This window comes from Streptomyces purpurogeneiscleroticus (assembly GCF_020024005.1).
Lineage (GTDB): Bacteria > Actinomycetota > Actinomycetes > Streptomycetales > Streptomycetaceae > Streptomyces > Streptomyces purpurogeneiscleroticus.
The window spans coordinates 85,397-101,643 of the sequence record NZ_NHSG01000364.1 but is presented as its reverse complement, the minus strand read 5'-3'; the positions used below and the strand labels follow the sequence as shown (position 1 = coordinate 101,643).

At 71.4% G+C, this 16,247-nt stretch carries 14 protein-coding genes; all 14 read right to left on the bottom strand.

The window, feature by feature from the left end:
• On the bottom strand, positions 1-996 hold a 996-nt coding region (locus tag CCS38_RS25735), incomplete at its 3' end, for a family 2B encapsulin nanocompartment shell protein (protein ID WP_263302565.1).
• Positions 997-1,207: 211 nt separating this feature from the next.
• Positions 1,208-2,638, bottom strand: coding sequence for a xylulokinase (gene xylB, locus CCS38_RS25730; RefSeq protein WP_223735693.1), 1,431 nt, complete (start codon positions 2,636-2,638; stop codon positions 1,208-1,210).
• Between the two features lie 61 nt (positions 2,639-2,699).
• A complete protein-coding gene (locus CCS38_RS25725) occupies positions 2,700-3,665 on the bottom strand; it encodes an acetylxylan esterase (protein WP_223735692.1) in 966 nt (321 codons plus the stop codon).
• A gap of 89 nt (positions 3,666-3,754) precedes the next feature.
• On the bottom strand, positions 3,755-4,579 hold the full coding sequence (locus tag CCS38_RS25720; protein WP_223735691.1) for an amino acid ABC transporter ATP-binding protein: 825 nt from the start codon (positions 4,577-4,579) through the stop codon (positions 3,755-3,757).
• 5 nt (positions 4,580-4,584) lie between these two features.
• Positions 4,585-5,370: an amino acid ABC transporter permease gene (locus tag CCS38_RS25715; protein ID WP_223735690.1), complete on the bottom strand. Its 786-nt coding sequence runs from the start codon at positions 5,368-5,370 to the stop codon at positions 4,585-4,587.
• A 34-nt stretch (positions 5,371-5,404) separates the two neighbouring features.
• On the bottom strand, positions 5,405-6,202 hold the full coding sequence (locus tag CCS38_RS25710; RefSeq protein ID WP_223735689.1) for a transporter substrate-binding domain-containing protein: 798 nt from the start codon (positions 6,200-6,202) through the stop codon (positions 5,405-5,407).
• 185 nt (positions 6,203-6,387) lie between these two features.
• Positions 6,388-7,308: a homocysteine S-methyltransferase gene (gene mmuM, locus CCS38_RS25705; protein WP_223735688.1), complete on the bottom strand. Its 921-nt coding sequence runs from the start codon at positions 7,306-7,308 to the stop codon at positions 6,388-6,390.
• Positions 7,309-7,321: 13 nt separating this feature from the next.
• Positions 7,322-10,264 carry a glycoside hydrolase family 2 TIM barrel-domain containing protein gene (locus tag CCS38_RS25700; RefSeq protein WP_223735687.1) on the bottom strand — a complete coding sequence of 981 codons (2,943 nt, stop codon included), beginning with the start codon at positions 10,262-10,264 and terminating at the stop codon, positions 7,322-7,324.
• A gap of 71 nt (positions 10,265-10,335) precedes the next feature.
• Positions 10,336-11,529 (bottom strand): SfnB family sulfur acquisition oxidoreductase, encoded by a 1,194-nt coding sequence (locus CCS38_RS25695; protein ID WP_223735686.1) that lies wholly within the window; start codon positions 11,527-11,529, stop codon positions 10,336-10,338.
• Positions 11,526-12,077: an NADPH-dependent FMN reductase gene (ssuE, locus tag CCS38_RS25690; protein WP_223735685.1), complete on the bottom strand. Its 552-nt coding sequence runs from the start codon at positions 12,075-12,077 to the stop codon at positions 11,526-11,528. The genes CCS38_RS25695 and ssuE overlap by 4 nt, the downstream gene beginning before the upstream one ends.
• Before the next feature lie 110 nt (positions 12,078-12,187).
• Positions 12,188-13,426 carry an acyl-CoA dehydrogenase family protein gene (locus tag CCS38_RS25685; protein WP_223735684.1) on the bottom strand — a complete coding sequence of 413 codons (1,239 nt, stop codon included), beginning with the start codon at positions 13,424-13,426 and terminating at the stop codon, positions 12,188-12,190.
• Positions 13,423-14,562: a dimethylsulfone monooxygenase SfnG gene (gene sfnG, locus CCS38_RS25680; protein ID WP_223735683.1), complete on the bottom strand. Its 1,140-nt coding sequence runs from the start codon at positions 14,560-14,562 to the stop codon at positions 13,423-13,425. Before sfnG ends, CCS38_RS25685 begins: the two co-directional genes overlap by 4 nt.
• A 235-nt stretch (positions 14,563-14,797) precedes the next feature.
• Positions 14,798-14,905, bottom strand: a complete 108-nt coding sequence (locus CCS38_RS35765; RefSeq protein WP_372457147.1) for a putative leader peptide — start codon at positions 14,903-14,905, stop codon at positions 14,798-14,800.
• A gap of 355 nt (positions 14,906-15,260) precedes the next feature.
• Positions 15,261-16,229 carry an aminoglycoside phosphotransferase family protein gene (locus CCS38_RS25675; RefSeq protein ID WP_223735682.1) on the bottom strand — a complete coding sequence of 323 codons (969 nt, stop codon included), beginning with the start codon at positions 16,227-16,229 and terminating at the stop codon, positions 15,261-15,263.
• Positions 16,230-16,247 lie beyond the last annotated feature (18 nt).

Here is a 16,247-nt window from a genome sequence, read left to right as displayed (position 1 = left end):
GCCGCTGCGGGTGGGGATGCGCTGGCGCGGGTCGGCGTTGTGCAGCAGGCCGAACTCGCGGTTGTTGACCATCTCGTGCTCTTGCCGCTCGCGCAGCGCCTCGATGGTCAGCCGCAGCTGCTCCTCGACCTGGTTCATCGGGTCGTTGTACAGGTCGCCGACGCGGGTGTGGGTGCGCAGCACGGTCTGCGCGACGCTCAGTTCGTACTCCCGCGGCGTCAGCTCGTAGTCCACGAACGTGCTGCCGAGGGCCGGCTCGCCGTGGTGTCCGGAGGCGATCTCTATGGCCGCCTCGCCGCTCTCGTTGTGCGGTGCCGGGGCACCGGACCGCGCCGCCTCCAGGTGCGCCCGCAGCGCTTCCGAGCGGCCCGTGATCTCGCCGAGCGCGCTCGCGGCGAGCGTCAGTACGGTGACCCGCGTCACGGCGCGGTAGGTGAACTCCCAGGTCGCGTCCGGTGTGGTGAGCGCCTTGTCGCCGAGGTGGTCGCCGCCGGCCAGCGCGCCGAGCGTGGTCTCGTCGTCGTACTTGCCCGCGCCGATCCGGTCCACCCTGCCGTGCCCGATCAGCACGACGCGGTCGGCCTGCGTGCCCGCCTCGGCGATCACCTCGCCCGCCGCGTACTCCTGGGTCTCGAAGCGCTCGGCGAGCGCGGCGAGGACCTCCGTGTCGGTGAAGTCCCGCAGCGCGGGCAGTTCGCGCAGCTCGTCGGGGATGATGCGCAAGTCGCCGCCGTCCGCGGCGAAGTCGATGTGGCCGTCGCCGACGCTGTACGTCAGGCGGCGGTTGACCCGGTACGTGCCGCCGGACACCTGCACCCACGGCAGCAGGCGCAGCAGCCACCGGGAGGTGATGTTCTGCATCTGCGGCTGCGTCTTGGTGGTCGTCGCAAGATTGCGCGCCGCGGTCGTGGCCAGACTGGTCGGGTTCGTATTTTGGCTTTCGCCTCCGGCGTCGGAGAGAGTTTCTTCCGGAACCGTCACAGCTGCCCCACCCATCTCTGGAAGAAGTTGAAATCGGCCTATCCGCCGAACAGAGAAGGTAGTCGCATTGATTTTATCCGCACAATCCCTCAAATGAGTGGCATAGAAAGGGAATTGAGTGGATAGGCTCAGCGGAACAGCTCTCTCTCGAGTGCCCGGAACGCACGTTCCGGATGAATGCCGCGCGGGGCGCACGACAGTGCGTGCGGCGCCCTTCGGGGGAGCCTCAGGCCCCGAGGAGCGGGCCCGCCGCCGTGAGCGTCCCCGTCAGCCGCTCCCACGCCGCCGCGTCCCGCTCCACCGCCTCGTAGCGCTCGCCCCGGTCCGTCCCCCAGCGCCGCGCCACCGCCGCCGGGTCCTCGCCGAGCAGCAGCCCCGCCGCCTGCGCCGCGGCGCCCAGCGCCACCAGTTCCCCTTCCCGCGGCACGATGACGGCCCGCCCGGACAGCCGCCGTACGGTGTCCCGCCAGGCCCGCCCGCGCGCCCCGCCGCCGATCAGCAACAGCGGTTCGTCCGCCGCGGTCTCCGGCCCCGCCACGAGGTCCAGCGCCCGCAGCAGCGCGAACACCGCGCCGTCATAGGCGGCCTGCAGCACCTGCCCGCCCGTGGTGTCGTGCCGCAGCCCGTGGAGCAGGCCCGCGGCATCGGGGAGGTTCGGCGTGCGCTCGCCGTCCAGGAACGGCAGCACCACTGCCGAGCCGCCCGGCTCGACCGCCTCCCGGTCCCGGCCGAGCAGCGCCGCCATCCGGTCCACCGCGAGCGTGCAGTTCAGGGTGCAGGCCAGCGGAAGCCAGTCGCCGCGCGCGTCCGCGAAGCCCGCGACCGTACCCGTAGGGTCGGCCGGGCGCCGGGTGGTCACCGCGTACACCGTCCCCGAGGTGCCGAGGCTGATGACCGGGTGCCCCGGGAGCAGGCCCAGCCCCAGTGCCGCCGCCATGTTGTCCCCCGTACCGGCCGCGACCAGCGCCCCATGGGGCAGCGGCAGCCCTTCGGGGCGCACGGTCCCGGCCGCCTCTCCTGGGCGCGCCACCCGCGGCAGCATCTCAGGACGCAGCCCCACGTGCCCGAGGACCTCCGCGTCGTAGGACTCGGTGGCCGAGGACCACCAGCCCGTCCCCGAGGCGTCGCCCCGGTCGGTGACGGCCTCGCCCGTCAGCCGCTCGGTCACGTAGTCGTGCGGCAGCCGCACCGCTGCGGCGTTCCGCGCCGCCGCCGGCTCCTGCTCCCGCAGCCACGCCCACTTGGCCACCGTGAACGACGGCCCGGGCAGGCTGCCCGCCCGTGCGGCCCACGCCTCGGGGCCGCCCAGCTCCTCGATGAGGCGGCGGCTCTGTGGCGCCGGCCGTACGTCGTTCCACAGCAGCGCGGGGCGCACCGGGCGTCCGGCCGCGTCCAGGGCGACCAGTCCGTGCTGCTGGCCCGCCACGGAGACCGCGGACGCCTGCCGGGCGGCGTCACCACAGGCCGCCAGCGCCCGCTCCAGCGCCTCCCACCACTCCTCGGGATCGCTCTCCTTGCCGGGCCCGGCGGAGACGGTGTGCGGCGCCTGGCCGCGTGCCGCCACCTCTCCCGTCGCCGCGTCCACGACCAACACCTTCGTGGACTGCGTGGAACTGTCCACGCCGACCACGAGTGGCCCCGCTCCCCAGGCGCCCATCACCACTCCTCACTCATGTGCCGGGTCCCCGCCCTCAAATAGGCGGCCCGCCGGCACTCCGTCACGCGAACAGCTCCCGTACGAACATGACCTCGTCCGCCTGATGGTGCACCCCGCCACCCTCGTGGCCGTTGAACCGCCACACCCGTAGGTCCTTCGGTCCCGCGTAGTGGTGGTACGCGGCGAAACCGGTGGAGGTCGGCGTGATGGTGTCCGCCAGGCCCGTACCGAAGAGGGCGGGGGCCTCGGCGCGGGCGGCGAAGTTCAGCCCGTCGAAGTGGTCCAGGGTGTCCAGCGCGGCATCGATATGCAGCCGCTCCCCGGCGAAGTACGCGGCGAGTTCGGTGTACGGGCCGGCCTCGGCCACCTCGACGGCGCGCCGGATGTGCGCCATGAACGGCACCCGGACCAGCGCCGCCGCGAGCCCCGGAACCAGCCCTGCCACCGCCAGGGCCTGTGCGCCGCCCTGGCTGTTGCCCTCCACGACGATGCGGTCCGGGTCCACCCCGGCGTGCTCACGGGCGGTCTCCACGGCCCGTACGGCGTCCGTGTAGAGCCGGCGGAAGTAGAACTCGTCGGGGTCCAGGACGCCGCGCGTCATCATCCCGCCGACGGACGGGTTGGCGGAGCCGACCGGGTCGGGGGTGTCACCGGGTCGATTGGGCCCGGTCTGGCCGCGCGGGTCCATCACGAGGGTGGCGTACCCGGCGGCCGGCCAGAGCAGCCAGTCGTGCGGCAGACTGCGCCCGCCCCCGTAGCCGAGGTATCGCACGACGCACGGCAGCGGCCGCCCCGCGCCGCGCGGCAGCAGGAACCAGCCGCGGATGCGGTGCCCGCCGAAGCCGGAAAACTCCACGTCGTAGGTGTCCAGCAGGTCCAGGCCCACATCGACCGGGGTGAAGCGGGCGTCGAGCGGGCAGGCGCGCGCCTCTTTTAGGGTGCGCTGCCAGAAGGCGTCAAAGCCGGCTGGCTCGGGCCTTTCGGGACGGTAGGTGCGCAGGTCTTCGAGGGGCAGGTCGACGAACACCGGCGGGCTCCTGAGGCTCGGGGAAAACCGATCACCGCTCACCATGCCCCGTTGCGGGCCCGACGTCACCGCCCGGCCCGCACCGCTTCTCACCGGTCGACGCGTTTGCCGCTCGGCCCCGTGTCGGGGACCTCGCCCACCTCCGCCGCCGCCGGATCCAGCACCCGCGCCAGGAAGGTCCGAGTGCGCTCGTGCTGCGGGTCGCCCACGACCCGCTCCGGGGAGCCCTCCTCGACGATCACTCCACCGTCCATGAAGACCACCCGGTCCGCGACCTCCCGGGCGAAGCTCATCTCATGGGTGACGACGAGCATCGTCATGCCCTCGTCCGCCAGCGAGCGCATCACTGCGAGCACATCGCCCACCAGTTCGGGGTCGAGCGCGGAGGTCGGCTCATCGAAGAGCATCAGCTCCGGCTCCATGGAGAGCGCGCGTGCGATGGCCACCCGCTGCTGCTGCCCTCCGGAGAGCTGCGCCGGGTACGAGTCCGCCTTGTCGCTCAGGCCCACCCGAGCCAGGTTCGCCCGGGCGACCTTGTCGGCCCCTGCCTTGTCCCTGCGGAGCACCCGCCGCTGGGCGATCGTCAGGTTCTCCAGCGCGGTCAAGTGCGGGAAGAGGTTGAAGGACTGGAAGACCATCCCGATCCGGCGCCGCACCCGGTCGATGTCCACGTCCGGGTGAGTGACCTCCGTGCCGGCCACGGTGACCTTTCCCGCGGTGGGCTCCTCCAGGAGGTTCACGCAGCGCAGCAACGTCGACTTGCCCGAGCCGGACGGCCCGATGACGCACACCACCTCGCCGCGTCCGACCGAGAAGTCGATGCCCTTGAGCACCTCGAGCGCTCCGAAGGATTTGTGGAGGCCGGAGACCTCGATGGCCCGGGAGTACGGGGCCGACACCTTGTCCGTTGCCATGCGGGTCACCTGGCCTTCGCCGTTCGGGCCTCGAGCCGCCGGACGAGGTGCCCGAGCGGGAGGGTGATCACGAGATAGAGCAGGCCCGCGACCAGGATCGGCGTCAGGCTCTTGTACTCGTTGAGCGCGTCCCGGCCGAAGTTGGCCAGCTCGTACTGGCCGAGCGAGAGCCCCAGCAGGTACACCAGCGAGGAGTCCTTGGTCAGCAGGATCAGCTCGTTGGTCAGCGGCGGCAGGACGATGCGGAACGCCTGCGGGATGACGATGGAGACCATCGCCCGGCCGTGCGACATGCCGAGCGAACGGGCCGCCTCCGTCTGCCCCTTGGGCACCGCCAGGATGCCCGCCCTGATGGTCTCCGCCATGTAGGCGGCACCGACGAGGCCCAGGGAGAGCATCACGGTGACGTACTGGTCCAGCGCCACTTCGAAGGCGAGCGGCACACCGAAGCCGAGCGCGATGAAGACCAGAAGGGCGGGCACACCGCGGAAGAACTCGATGTACGTGACGGCGATCCAGCGGTACGGGGGCACGGACGACAGCCGCATCAGCGCCAGGATCAGCCCGAGCACCAGCCCGAACCCGAAGCCGAGCAGCGTGTACAGGACCGTGTTGACCAGCGCGGTGGCGAGGATGTCGGGGAACAGTTCGCGTGCGATGCCGACATCGAAGAATGCCCGCCGCAGCTGCCCCCAGTCGGCGACCAGCGCGACGACGGCCACGATGGCGGCCAGCAGGGCGTACTGCGACCCACGGATCACCCGGGTCCGTTGCCGTTTGGACAGCGACATTCGTGCAGAGCTCCTCAGGGGTGGACGGCACGGGTCAGCTCTGCGGCGTGGTGCCGAACCACTTCTTGTAGATCCTGTCGTAGCTGCCGTCGGCCTTCGCCTTCTTCAGCGAGGCGTTGACCTTCTTGCGCAGCGCGTCGTTGCCCTTCGCCATGCCGATGCCGTACTGCTCACCCGTGTCGAACTCCGCGGTGACCTCGGTGTCGGGGTTGGACTTGACGTAGTCGAGCAGCGGACCGTTGTCGTTGATGCCGGCGTCCACCTTGCCGGTCTTCACGGCGGTCAGCAGCAGACCGAGGTCCTCGTACTCCACGAGCTCCACGTCCTTGCCGGCGTGCTTCTTGGCGTAGATGCCGCCGGTGGTGGCCTTCTGGTAGCCGAGCTTGCGGCCCTTGAGGTCCTCGACCTTCTTGTAGGACTTGCCCTTCTTGGTGATCAGCGCCTGGGTGGCGTTGAAGTACGGATCGGAGAAGTCCAGCACCTTCTTGCGCTCCGGCGTGATGGTCATGCCCGCCGCGGCCAGGTCGCACTTGCGAATATTGAAGTCCTGGCCCGTCTCGATGCCTTCGAAGGGCGTGTTGACGACCTCCTGCTGGACCTTCAGGTCCTTGGCGATCAGGTCGACGAGGTCCACGTCGAATCCGACAATTTTGTCGCCCTTCTTCACCTGGAAGGGCGGGTACGGCAGGTGCGTGCAGGTCTTGAGCGTCCCCTTGGAGACCAGCTGCAATCCGGACCCCTGCTTCCCCTCGGACTTCGTGCTGGTGCAGCCGGCCGCCAGGGCGACGGCCGCGACGACGGCAATGACAGGCAGCGACGAGCGAGCTGACACCGGTCCTCCAGGGAAAATTCGAAGATCAACAGTGACCTGCCGACGGCGAGTTGGGCTGAATCCTGCCACCGGCCGTGTCCGCTGTCTCCGCCGTGGGGGTTGCGTCTGCATAACGACCTTGATCCGTCATGCGCACGAAACGGCCCCGCCACATACGGGCGGGGCCGCGGCACCTCAGAGGGGCGTCAGGGCGCGACGAGACCGGCGAGGTCGGAGACGGAGTCGGGACCCACGCGGCAGCAGCCACCGATGAGGCGTGCGCCGCGCGCCGTCCACGCCGTCACGCGCTCCGGAGTGAACGTAGCCCGCCCGCGCCATGCACGCGCCTGCGCGTCCCACTCCTCGCCACTGTTCGGATAGACCACGACCGGCTTGCCGGTCACCCGCGCCGCCAGCTCCACCGCCGCATCCGCGTCCTCCGGTACGCAGCAGTTGACCCCGACGGCCACGATCTCCTCCGCCTCGGCGGCGAGCGCGAACGCCTCCGCGAGCGGCTGCCCGGCCCGCGTCCGGCCGCCCTCGATGCTGTACGACAGCCACGCCGGTACTCCGAGGCCGCGCACCGCGCGCACCAGGGCCTGCCCCTCGTCGGCGTCCGGCACCGTCTCCAGCGCGAAGACATCGGGTTCCGCCGCGGCCAGTACCTCCAGCCGCGGCCGGTGGAACCGCTCCAGCTCGGCGACGCTCAGGCCGTACCGGCCGCGGTACTCGGAGCCGTCCGCGAGCATCGCGCCGTACGGGCCGGCCGAGGCCGCGACGTACAGCGGCCCCGGCACGCCGCCCTTCATGGCGAGCCCGGCGGCCTCCCGGGCCAGCTCCACGCTGCGCAGCAGCAGCGCGGCCGCCTCCTCCCGGCCGATGCCGCGGTGTGCGAAGCCCTCGAAGGTGGCCTGATAGCTGGAGGTGATGGCGACCTGGGCGCCCGCTTCGTAGTACGCCCGGTGGGCGGCGGTGATCGCGTCCGGCTGCTCGGCGAGCAGCCGGGCCGACCACAGCTCGTCGCTGAGGTCGTGGCCGGCCGACTCCAGCTGGTTGGACAGCCCGCCATCGAGGACGACGGGGCCGCGGGCCAGGGCTTCCGCGAACGAGGGGGAGGAAGTGCTCATGCCATGAAGCCTGTCATTCCAGCGGCCGGAAGGTGAAAGCGAACGCGGCGGGCGCGGCTTCGAGGCGGTACTGCGGGAGCACGCCCGGGCCGCACGACCCGCTGCCGATCCCGTGCTGTGCGTGATCCAGGTTCAGCCACACCCGGTCACCGGCCACCAGGTCCGGCGTGTGCCGGGCGGCGTCCAGCTCCTCGGAGGTCCAGCGCCGCGCGGTGAAGAAGTAGTGCGGCTCTCCTTCGATGCGCAGCCCGGACCCGTCCGGACGCGTCAGCTCCGCCCACCGCACACCGATTCGCGCGCCGTTCTCCTGCGGCCGTACGTACGGAGTCTGGAGCGCATCGACGGGCAGCGACCAGCGGCCCACGTGGGCCGCTGCGGACGTGTCCGGATATGCCTCACCCGGTCCGCCGCCGAACCATCGAACGGCGCTCAGATCGCCGTCCAGGCCCATCCGTACCCCCAGCCTTGGCAGCGGCACCGGCCAGTCGCCCTCGGGCGTCACCGCCACCTCCAGCCGCAGCGCCGCCCCGTCCGACGACCAGCGGTGCACCACGGAGAAGCCCAGACTCGTGGCGGCCGGCGCCACCCTGGTACGGACGACCAGCGCGTCCCCCTCCGCCGTCACCGCGTCCGTGCGGTGCCGCATCCGGTGCAGGCCGATCCGCCGCCACTCGGGACCGCAGCGCTGCCCCGGCTGCCAGGGCGCGCCCTCGTCGTTGTCAGTGGGCGCCCGCCAGACGTCCAGCCGCGGGCCGGTCACGGGGGAGTCGCCGAGCCGGCTCAGGATTCCGGTCGTGGCGTCGAAGACACCCGGGCCGAGAGCGAGGGTCCGGTCCCCGCCCCGCCGCGGAGTTGCGCTCGGTGTCCACGGCCGCGGGACCGGAAGCGGCGCGGCCGGCAGCTGTCCCCACGCGACCTCGTGCCCGGCCTCCGCCCAGACGGCGTCCTCGGCCAGCACCGCCCGTACGGTCCACAGCGCCTCGCCGTCCTGAGGGGCGTCCTCGGGCGGCGCGGGGAGCTTCACCTCGGCGCTCTCGCCGGGCAGCAGCGGCGGCACCGTGAGCGTCCCCTCCGCGGCCGGCCGGCCCTCGATCTCGTAACTCCAGGGGAAGGCGAGCGCGGACAGGTCGGCGAAGTCCTGCAGATTGGTGACGCGCACCGCCCATGGAGCGCCGTCCGGACCGGCCGCCTCGAAGCGGACCGGCTCGATGACCTTCTTGTACTCGATCAGCCCGGGGGACGGCACGCGCTCCGGGAAGACCAGCCCGTCGCACACGAAGTTGCCGTCGTGCACCTCCTCGCCGAAGTCCCCGCCGTACGCGTGGTACCGGACGCCGCCCGCGGTGTACTGGCGCAGCCCGTGGTCGACCCACTCCCACACGAAGCCGCCCTGGCAGCGCTCGTACCTCTCGAACAGCCGCTGGTACTCGCTCAGCCCGCCCGGGCCGTTCCCCATGGCGTGCGCGTACTCGCACAGCACGAAGGGCAGGCCGCGGCGCCGCGCATCCAGAGTGGCGTCCGGGAGCGGCTCCTCCGTACGCCGCCCGATCCGTTCGACCTCGGCGTGGTCCGCATACATCCGGGAGTAGACGTCGGTGTCGGCGCAGCTGGGGTCGCCCTCGTAGTGCAGCGGCCGGGAGGGGTCGCGCTCCCGCATCCACGCGGCCATCGCGGACAGCCCGCGCCCGGTGCCGCACTCGTTGCCGAGGGACCACATGATGACGGACGGATGGTTCTTGTCGCGTTCGACCATCCGGCGGGCCCGGTCAAGCAGCGCCGGCGTCCAGCGCTCGTCGTCGACGGGATTGCCCCGCCAGCCCTGCTGTGCGAAGCCGTGCGTCTCCAGATCGCACTCGTCGACCACCCACAGCCCCAGCTCGTCGCAGAGCGCCAGGAAGGCCGGGTCGGGCGGATAGTGACTGGTGCGCACGGCGTTGATGTTGTGCTGCTTCATCAGCAGCAGATCGCGCCGCATGAGGTCCGCCCCCACCGCGCGCCCGTGCGCCGGGTCGAATTCGTGCCGGTTGACACCGCGCAGCAGAATCGGCCGCCCGTTGACCTTCAGCAGCCCGTCCTCGACGACGACGGTGCGGAACCCGATGCGCAGTGGCACTCGCTCCCCGGAGGTGGCCAGCTCCGCGTCGTACAGCCGGGGTGTCTCCGCCGTCCACGGCTCGACCGGTACCGTCGCGCTCTCCCCGGTCGCCAGCTCCAGGCCCAGCTCCGGTACGGTCACCCGCCCCGCGGGATCGCTGTCCACGCGCAGCGTGCCCTGCCCGGTGCGGTGGTCGTACTCGGCGTGCACGAAGGCGTCCCGCACGGCGCCCTCGGGGCGGTGCCGAAGCTCCACCTCACGGAAGACGCCCGGCAGCCACCACTGGTCCTGATCCTCCAGGTAGCTGCCGGAGGACCACTGGTGGACGCGGACGGCCAGCACATTGCGCCCGGGCCGCAGCAAGGGGCCCGCCTCGAACTCGTGCGGCAGCCTGCTGCCCTTGAAGTGACCCAGCTCGCTGCCGTTCAGCCACACCCGGGCGCAGGATTCGACGCCCCCGAAGTGGAGCACGGTGGAGCCCGCCGGCCAGTCGGCCGGGAGGTCGAACGCGTACCGGTGATCGCCGGTGGGATTCTCGTCCGGCACCCGGGGCGGGTCCACGGGGAACGGATACCCGGTGTTGGTGTACCCCGGGGCGCCGTGTCCCTGGAGGACCCAGTGGCCCGGCACCCGCAGCTCCTCCCATGCCGAGTCGTCGTACTCGGGGCGGGCAAATGTCTCGTCCTCGGTGGTCGCGGCCGGCGACAGCCGGAACCGCCAGGTCCCGCCGAGCGGCAGCCGGGCGGCGTCCGACCGGGGCAGCCAGGCGCCGGGCGGCAGACAGCCGCTGCCCGGCGTCACGTCTTCGTAGTACGGCACGTCTTCTTCGGAATGCGGCACGTCTTCCTCGTACGACACCATGCCGCCAGCGAAGCACGCACGCCTCCCGATTGCGACCACATCCGGCTGTTCACCGGATGTGCCCCCGCCGTTCAGAGGAGGCCGTGACGCGGCGGCCGGGTGCCGTTCAGGACGTACCGCCCGAGGTGCTGCACCTTCCAGCGCACGGGGTCGTGCAGCGTATGGGTACGCGCGTCGCGCCAGTGCCGGTGCAGATTCAGGCCGTTGAGGGCCGCCCGGGTACCGGCCATTTCGAAGAGCGCACTGCCGGTCTCCACGGCGGCACGCGCGGCCTGCACCTTGGCGGCCGCCACCGCGATGGACGCCTCGGCCGCGCTGTCGTCGGTGAGGCGACCGGCAGCGGCGTCGACCGTACGTGCCGCCTCGGCCAGCAAGGCGCCGGCGGCCCGCACCCCCAGGGCCAGCTCGCCGAACTGCTGGATCAGCAGCGGGTCCTCGGCAGCGGTCTCCAGCCCGCTCTCGAACCACGGTCGGCTCTTGGCCCGGACGAACTCCGCCGCTTCGGAGAGCGCGCCCTCGGCGATCCCAGTGTCGATGGCCGCGTGCAGCAACTGGGCGAGCGCGCCGTGCAGCTGTGGGCCCCGGAAAGTGAGGTGGTGCGGCACCACACGGTCGCGCGGGACCAGCACGGACTCCAGCCGCACCGTGCCGCTGGCGGTGGTGCGCTGACCCATGCCGTCCCAGTCGTCCACGACCGTCACACCGGGCGCGTGCCGCGGCACATAGGCGACGTGCAGCTCCTCGTCGGCGCCACGGGCCAGCACCGGGATCCAGTCGGCGAACAGGGCACCTGTGGAGTAGTGCTTGGTGCCCTCCAGGACGTACGAGCCGTCCGGCTGCGGTACGAGCCGGGTGCGGATGTCCTGGACGTGCCTGGTGCCCGCCTCCGACTGGGCGTTGCCCAGCCGCCGCCCGGCCAGCACCTCCTCGAAGAAGAACTTCTGCTGCTCCGTCGTCCCCTGGCGGCGCAGCACCGCCACGTACACGAAGTGGCTCTGCGGAATCTGCGCCAGGCTCGCGTCGGCGCTCGCCAGCAGGCGGAACACGCCGGCGAGCGTTTCGGCCGTCACGTCCGCGCCACCGTGTGCGCGCGGCACCGTGATGCCGAGCAGGCCGCTGTCGGAGAGCCGGTCCAGCTCGAGGCGCGGCAGCCGCCGCTCGGCGTCCCGGTGCGCCGCGCCGGTACGGAACTCCGCCGCCAGCTCGGCCGCGACCGCCAGCGCCTCCGCGTCGTCGGCGATCACATGGGCGACGGGGCCGGTCACGCCGCGACCCGCAGGGGCGCGCGGTCCAGCGCCGCCGCGAACTGACCGAGCACACCGTCCAGCGCTTCGCGCGTCCCCGGTGCCACGCGGACGCCGCCGCCCTCCTGGACGGTGATGTCCCGGTCCAGGACGAACCAGCCCTGCACGATGTGCGAGGCCCCCATCGAGGACAGCACGGGCCGCAGCGCGTAGTCGATCGCGAGGACGTGCGCCGTGGAGCCGCCGGTGGCCAGCGGCAGCACGGTCTTCCCGGCCAGCGCGTACTGCGGCAACAGGTCGAGCAGGGACTTCAGCAGGCCGGAGTAGGCCGCCTTGTAGACGGGCGTGCCGACGACGATGCCGTCGGCCTGTTCGACGAGCCGGGTGGCCCGGACGATCGCCGGGTGCCCGAAGTCGGCGCCCAGCAGGGCCTCGGCAGGCAGCGTCCGGACGTCCAGCGGGATCACTTCGTGTCCCTGTGCGGTGAGCTTGGCGTCCAGATGGCGCAGCAGTCGCGCCGTACGGGAGGTGGGGGAGGGGCTTCCGGAGAGGGACAGCACGGTGGCCATGGAGGTTCACCTCGGAGTGTGTGGTGGTGCGGACACGTATGAGAGGAGCGGCGGGCCCGCCCGGTTCGGGCCCGCCGCGATGCGCCTACGAGTACCGGGAGACGGGCGGCTTACGAGTACCAGGTGGGCTGCGGCAGCTCGCCCGTGAGCACGAAGCGGCCGACCTCGCGGCGCTTGTAGGCGACGGGGTCGTGCAGGGTGTGCGTGCGGATGTTGCGCCAGAAGCGGTCCAGGCCCTCGGCGGTCGCCGTGGAACGTGCGCCGGTCACCTCGAAGATCCGGTTCGCCACTTCCAGGGCCACGTCCGTGGCCCGCGCCTTCACTGCCGCCACCCGCACTTCGTGCTCACCGCGGTCCCGCTCGGTCACCGCGTCGGGGTCGGAGTGCAGCGCCCAGCCCTCCTCGGCCACCTGGTCGGCCAGCGCCTCGGCGGCCCACAGCTTCGCCGTCAGGTCCCCGTACGTGTCGATCACGTACGGCTCGTCGACGGCCCGCTCGTGGCCGCCGTGCAGCCACGAGCGGGCCTTCGTACGGGTGTAGGTCCCCGCCGTCTCCAGCGCGCCGGCCGCGATCCCCAGGTAGAAGTGCGCGAACACCAGCTGGATGGTGGGCACGTTGAGCGTGTTGTAGACCCGCCGCTGGAACGACTTGTCGACGTAGCCCGCCGCCGCGCTCCACGGGACGCGCACCCCGTCGATCGTCACACTGCCGCTCTCCGTGAGTCGCTGCCCGATGTTGTCCCAGTCGTCGTGGAAGGTGAGGCCCGCGCTGTCGGACGGCACGATGGCGAAGACATGGTCGCCCTCAGGGTTGTCGGGTCCCACGCTGCCCTCCAGGACGCCCTCCAGCACGGTGACGTCGGAGACCCTGCTCCCGGTGGAGAAGGACTTCCGCCCGGTGAACGTCAAGGTGTCGCCCTCGTCCCGTACGGCGACGTCGTTGTCGCGCGGGTTGACGGCGCCCCCGAAGAACCAGCGGTTGCGGGCGGCCTCGGCCTCCACGTGCTCCCACTGCTCCCGGGTGCCGACCAGCCGGGCCGCCCAGTTCCACAGGTAGTGGTAGCCGAGCAGCTGGCCGATCGACCCGTCGGCCTTGGAGACCTCGCGCACCACCCGGTACGCGGTCGGCCAGTCCTGGCCGCCCCCGCCGTGCTCGACCGGGCCCAGCAGGGTGACCAGTCCGGAGTCCTTGAGCAGCTGGACCTCGTCGTACGGGGTGGCGCCGGCCCGGTCCCGGGCGGCGGCGTCGGTCGCGAGGACGGCGGCGACCTCGGCGGCGCGGTCGACCCAGGCGTCGGAGGTGGCGGGTGCGGGGCGGTGTTGCCAGTCGGTGTGCGCGGCGGTGCTCATACCAGTACTCCTTCGGAGAGGTTCTCGTCCTGGGCTTCCAGTTCGCGTACGAGCGGCAGCACCCGCTCGCCGAAGTACTCGACCTCTTCCAGGTAGTGCAGGAAGCCGAGCAGGAAGAGGTCGACGCCGAGCCGCTTGTAGGCGACGATGCGCTCGGCGATCTGTTCCGGTGTCCCAATCAGCCCGGTACGGAACCCGTCGTTGTACTGCACCAGGTCCTCGAACGAGGAGTCCTGCCACATGCCCTTGCCGTCAGCGGTGGAGTTGCCCGCCTGCTGGACCGCCTGACCGAACCCGCGAACCGCCTGAGCGTCCGCCTGAGCGACGATCTCGCGCAGCACCTCCCGGGCCTCCTTCTCGGTGTCCCGGGCGATCAGGAAGCCGTTGAGGCCGAATTTCGGCGCCGTACGGCCGGCGGCCTCGGCGGCCGCCCGGACGTCGGTGAGCTGCTCGGTGACCCCGTCGAAGTCCTTGCCGTTGCTGAAGTACCAGTCGGAGACCCGGCCGGCCATCGCGCGGGCCGCGGTGGAGTTGCCGCCCTGGAAGATCTCCGGGTGCGGGCGCTCCTCGGTGTTCAGCGGCTTCGGCTTCAGCGAGAAGTCCCGGATCCGGTAGAAGTCGCCGGCCAGTTCGGCGTGGTCCTCGGTCCACACCGCCCGCAGGGCGCGGATGAACTCCTCGGCACGCCGGTAGCGTTCGTCGTGCTCCAGCCACGGTTCGCCGAGCGCGGTGAACTCCTGCTTGAACCAGCCGCTGACCACGTTGACGGCGAACCGGCCGCCGGAGAGGTGGTCGGCGGTGGCTCCGAACTTGGCGAGCACGCCCGGGTGCCACAGCCCCGGGTGGACGGCGGCGATGACCTTCAGGCGCTCGGTGGCGAGCAGCAGCGCCAGGCTGAACGAGGTCGACTCGTGCTGGTTCTCGGCGCCGTAACTGGCCATGTAGCGGACCTGGCTCAGCGCGTACTCGAAGCCGTTGTCCTCGGCTAGCCGGGCGAGCTTGCGGTTGTACTCGTAGCCCCAGTCGGTGCGCTGCTCAATCGTGCTGGTGACCAGGCCACCGCTGACATTGGGCACCCAGTAGGCGAACCGCGCCGGGCCGCCGGCGGGAGGTGGAACATGAGCGGATGCGGACATGGAAGAACTCCGGATCGCTGAAAAAGGGCAGGGGGAGTCGAGGTTTCGGGGTGCGGAGAAAAGGCCCTTCAGGGCAGGAGGAATCACCGGCAGAGGAATGTGCCAATAATCCACGGAAAGCCGTGGAAAAAGGTTCCGCGGGGTGCGCGAACAGGCGTGAAACTTGAGGGGAAGCGCGGCGCGCATACGCGGAATTACCGGACCGGTGAATGTCCGTGGATCGAGAAGGCGGCGCTCAGGCCGAGGGGCGACACAGGGCGCTGGAGACCCGGACGAGGTCGACGTGGCGCCGCTCCGTCAGGCGCTCCGTCAAGCGCTGGGGCAGACTCGGTCGCGGCTTCATCAACACGTCACCTCCCTGCAACATTTCTTCCGGAACAGGCCGTGAACGGCCTCCGGTCGGGCCCTCCAGGTATTCCCAGCGGCACTGCCGGTGAGTTTACCGTCAAGACGCCGCATCGGTCGATTCGGTGTCCTTGAGGTGGTGCCAGGTTCCCCTTTGAAGTACCACTCCGTCAATATGCAACGGCAGATCGGTATCGGTGTTCAGGTATACGGGAATCGCTCCCGGCCCACCGGGCGAATGGAAGCAGCCATACCGACGGAACAGCGTCGGTGCCGTCCCGAGGGCCGCCCGCGACCTGCACGACATGCTGGTGCGGCGGGCGGCGGAACACCGGAAGGGGCAGTTTTTCCCGTTACCGGGTGAGGAGGTCAGGGCCGAGCGGAGGGCGTTCACGCCACTGATCGACCATGGGGGCCAGCATCGGACCCAGTTCCGGCATCGAGGGCACGACCGCCAGCGCCCCCACCACCTGCAGGAGCCGCGCTTGCTCCATGACGTCCAGCAGCGAGCGGTCCACGAGGCGGCCGCTCGCGCGCTCGTACTCCGCTGTCGCCCGCGGCGCCACCATGGCCAGGTCCCACTCCACGGGGCCACGGGTGACGTCCTCGAAGTCGCTGAAGAGATACCCGTCCGCGGTCCGCAGGAGGTTGTAGGAAGGTCCGTCCCCGTGCAGCGTCTGTATGTGGGCCCCGGGAAAGTGACCGGGGAGGTCGGCCGCGAGCGCTTCGAGGACCGTGTACTCCTGCTCCGCCCGGTCCAGCTCGGCGGTCGTCAGCCCCTGCGGCTCCTTCCGCAGCGCGGCCAGCAGCGGCTCGACGGTGGGCACCACGGGGGACAGTGCGGGCAGCTCGCCCGGATACCGCGCCAGGAAGTCGTGCAGCTGCGCCGTCCAGCCCGTCTGCTCGACGAAGCGGTCCTCCAGCGCCTCCGGACCGGCCGTGACGGCCTCGCGCAACGGATCCTTCTCGTCGACGAACTCCCAGAAGACCAGCGACCGCCCGTCGCACACGACGGGCTCCCGCGGTACCAGTGGGCTGGGCCGTACGACCGGCGCTCCCGCGTCGGCCAGCCAGCCCACCACGTCCAGCTCGCGCCGCTGCTTGACCGCCTGCTCCTCGGCGGACATCAGGGTGAGCGACGGTACGCGGACGACCACCGGGTCCGGCGCGAGATGCACCAGGATGTTGAAGGCGTCGTGCAGGACCCGTGGTTCGTCCGCCCGCAGGCCCAGCCGTCGCGCCGCTCTGACCGCAATGGGGACGGCGCGCTCGGCCCGTTCGCTTAGGGGACTGCCGGAGGAGCCCGGGCTCGGATTCGCCATGGTCCGATCATGACGACC

Bases quoted from the DNA above. Each gene is read 5' to 3' on its own strand.
- xylB (WP_223735693.1), bottom strand. From the start codon at position 2,638: ATGGGCGCCTGGGGAGCGGGGCCACTCGTGGTCGGCGTGGACAGTTCC.
- CCS38_RS25720 (WP_223735691.1), bottom strand. From the start codon at position 4,579: ATGGCAACGGACAAGGTGTCGGCCCCGTACTCCCGGGCCATCGAGGTC.
- CCS38_RS25715 (WP_223735690.1), bottom strand. From the start codon at position 5,370: ATGTCGCTGTCCAAACGGCAACGGACCCGGGTGATCCGTGGGTCGCAG.
- mmuM (WP_223735688.1), bottom strand. From the start codon at position 7,308: ATGAGCACTTCCTCCCCCTCGTTCGCGGAAGCCCTGGCCCGCGGCCCC.
- CCS38_RS25700 (WP_223735687.1), bottom strand. From the start codon at position 10,264: ATGGTGTCGTACGAGGAAGACGTGCCGCATTCCGAAGAAGACGTGCCG.
- ssuE (WP_223735685.1), bottom strand. From the start codon at position 12,077: ATGGCCACCGTGCTGTCCCTCTCCGGAAGCCCCTCCCCCACCTCCCGT.
- CCS38_RS25685 (WP_223735684.1), bottom strand. From the start codon at position 13,426: ATGAGCACCGCCGCGCACACCGACTGGCAACACCGCCCCGCACCCGCC.
- sfnG (WP_223735683.1), bottom strand. From the start codon at position 14,562: ATGTCCGCATCCGCTCATGTTCCACCTCCCGCCGGCGGCCCGGCGCGG.
- CCS38_RS35765 (WP_372457147.1), bottom strand. From the start codon at position 14,905: ATGAAGCCGCGACCGAGTCTGCCCCAGCGCTTGACGGAGCGCCTGACG.
- CCS38_RS25675 (WP_223735682.1), bottom strand. From the start codon at position 16,229: ATGGCGAATCCGAGCCCGGGCTCCTCCGGCAGTCCCCTAAGCGAACGG.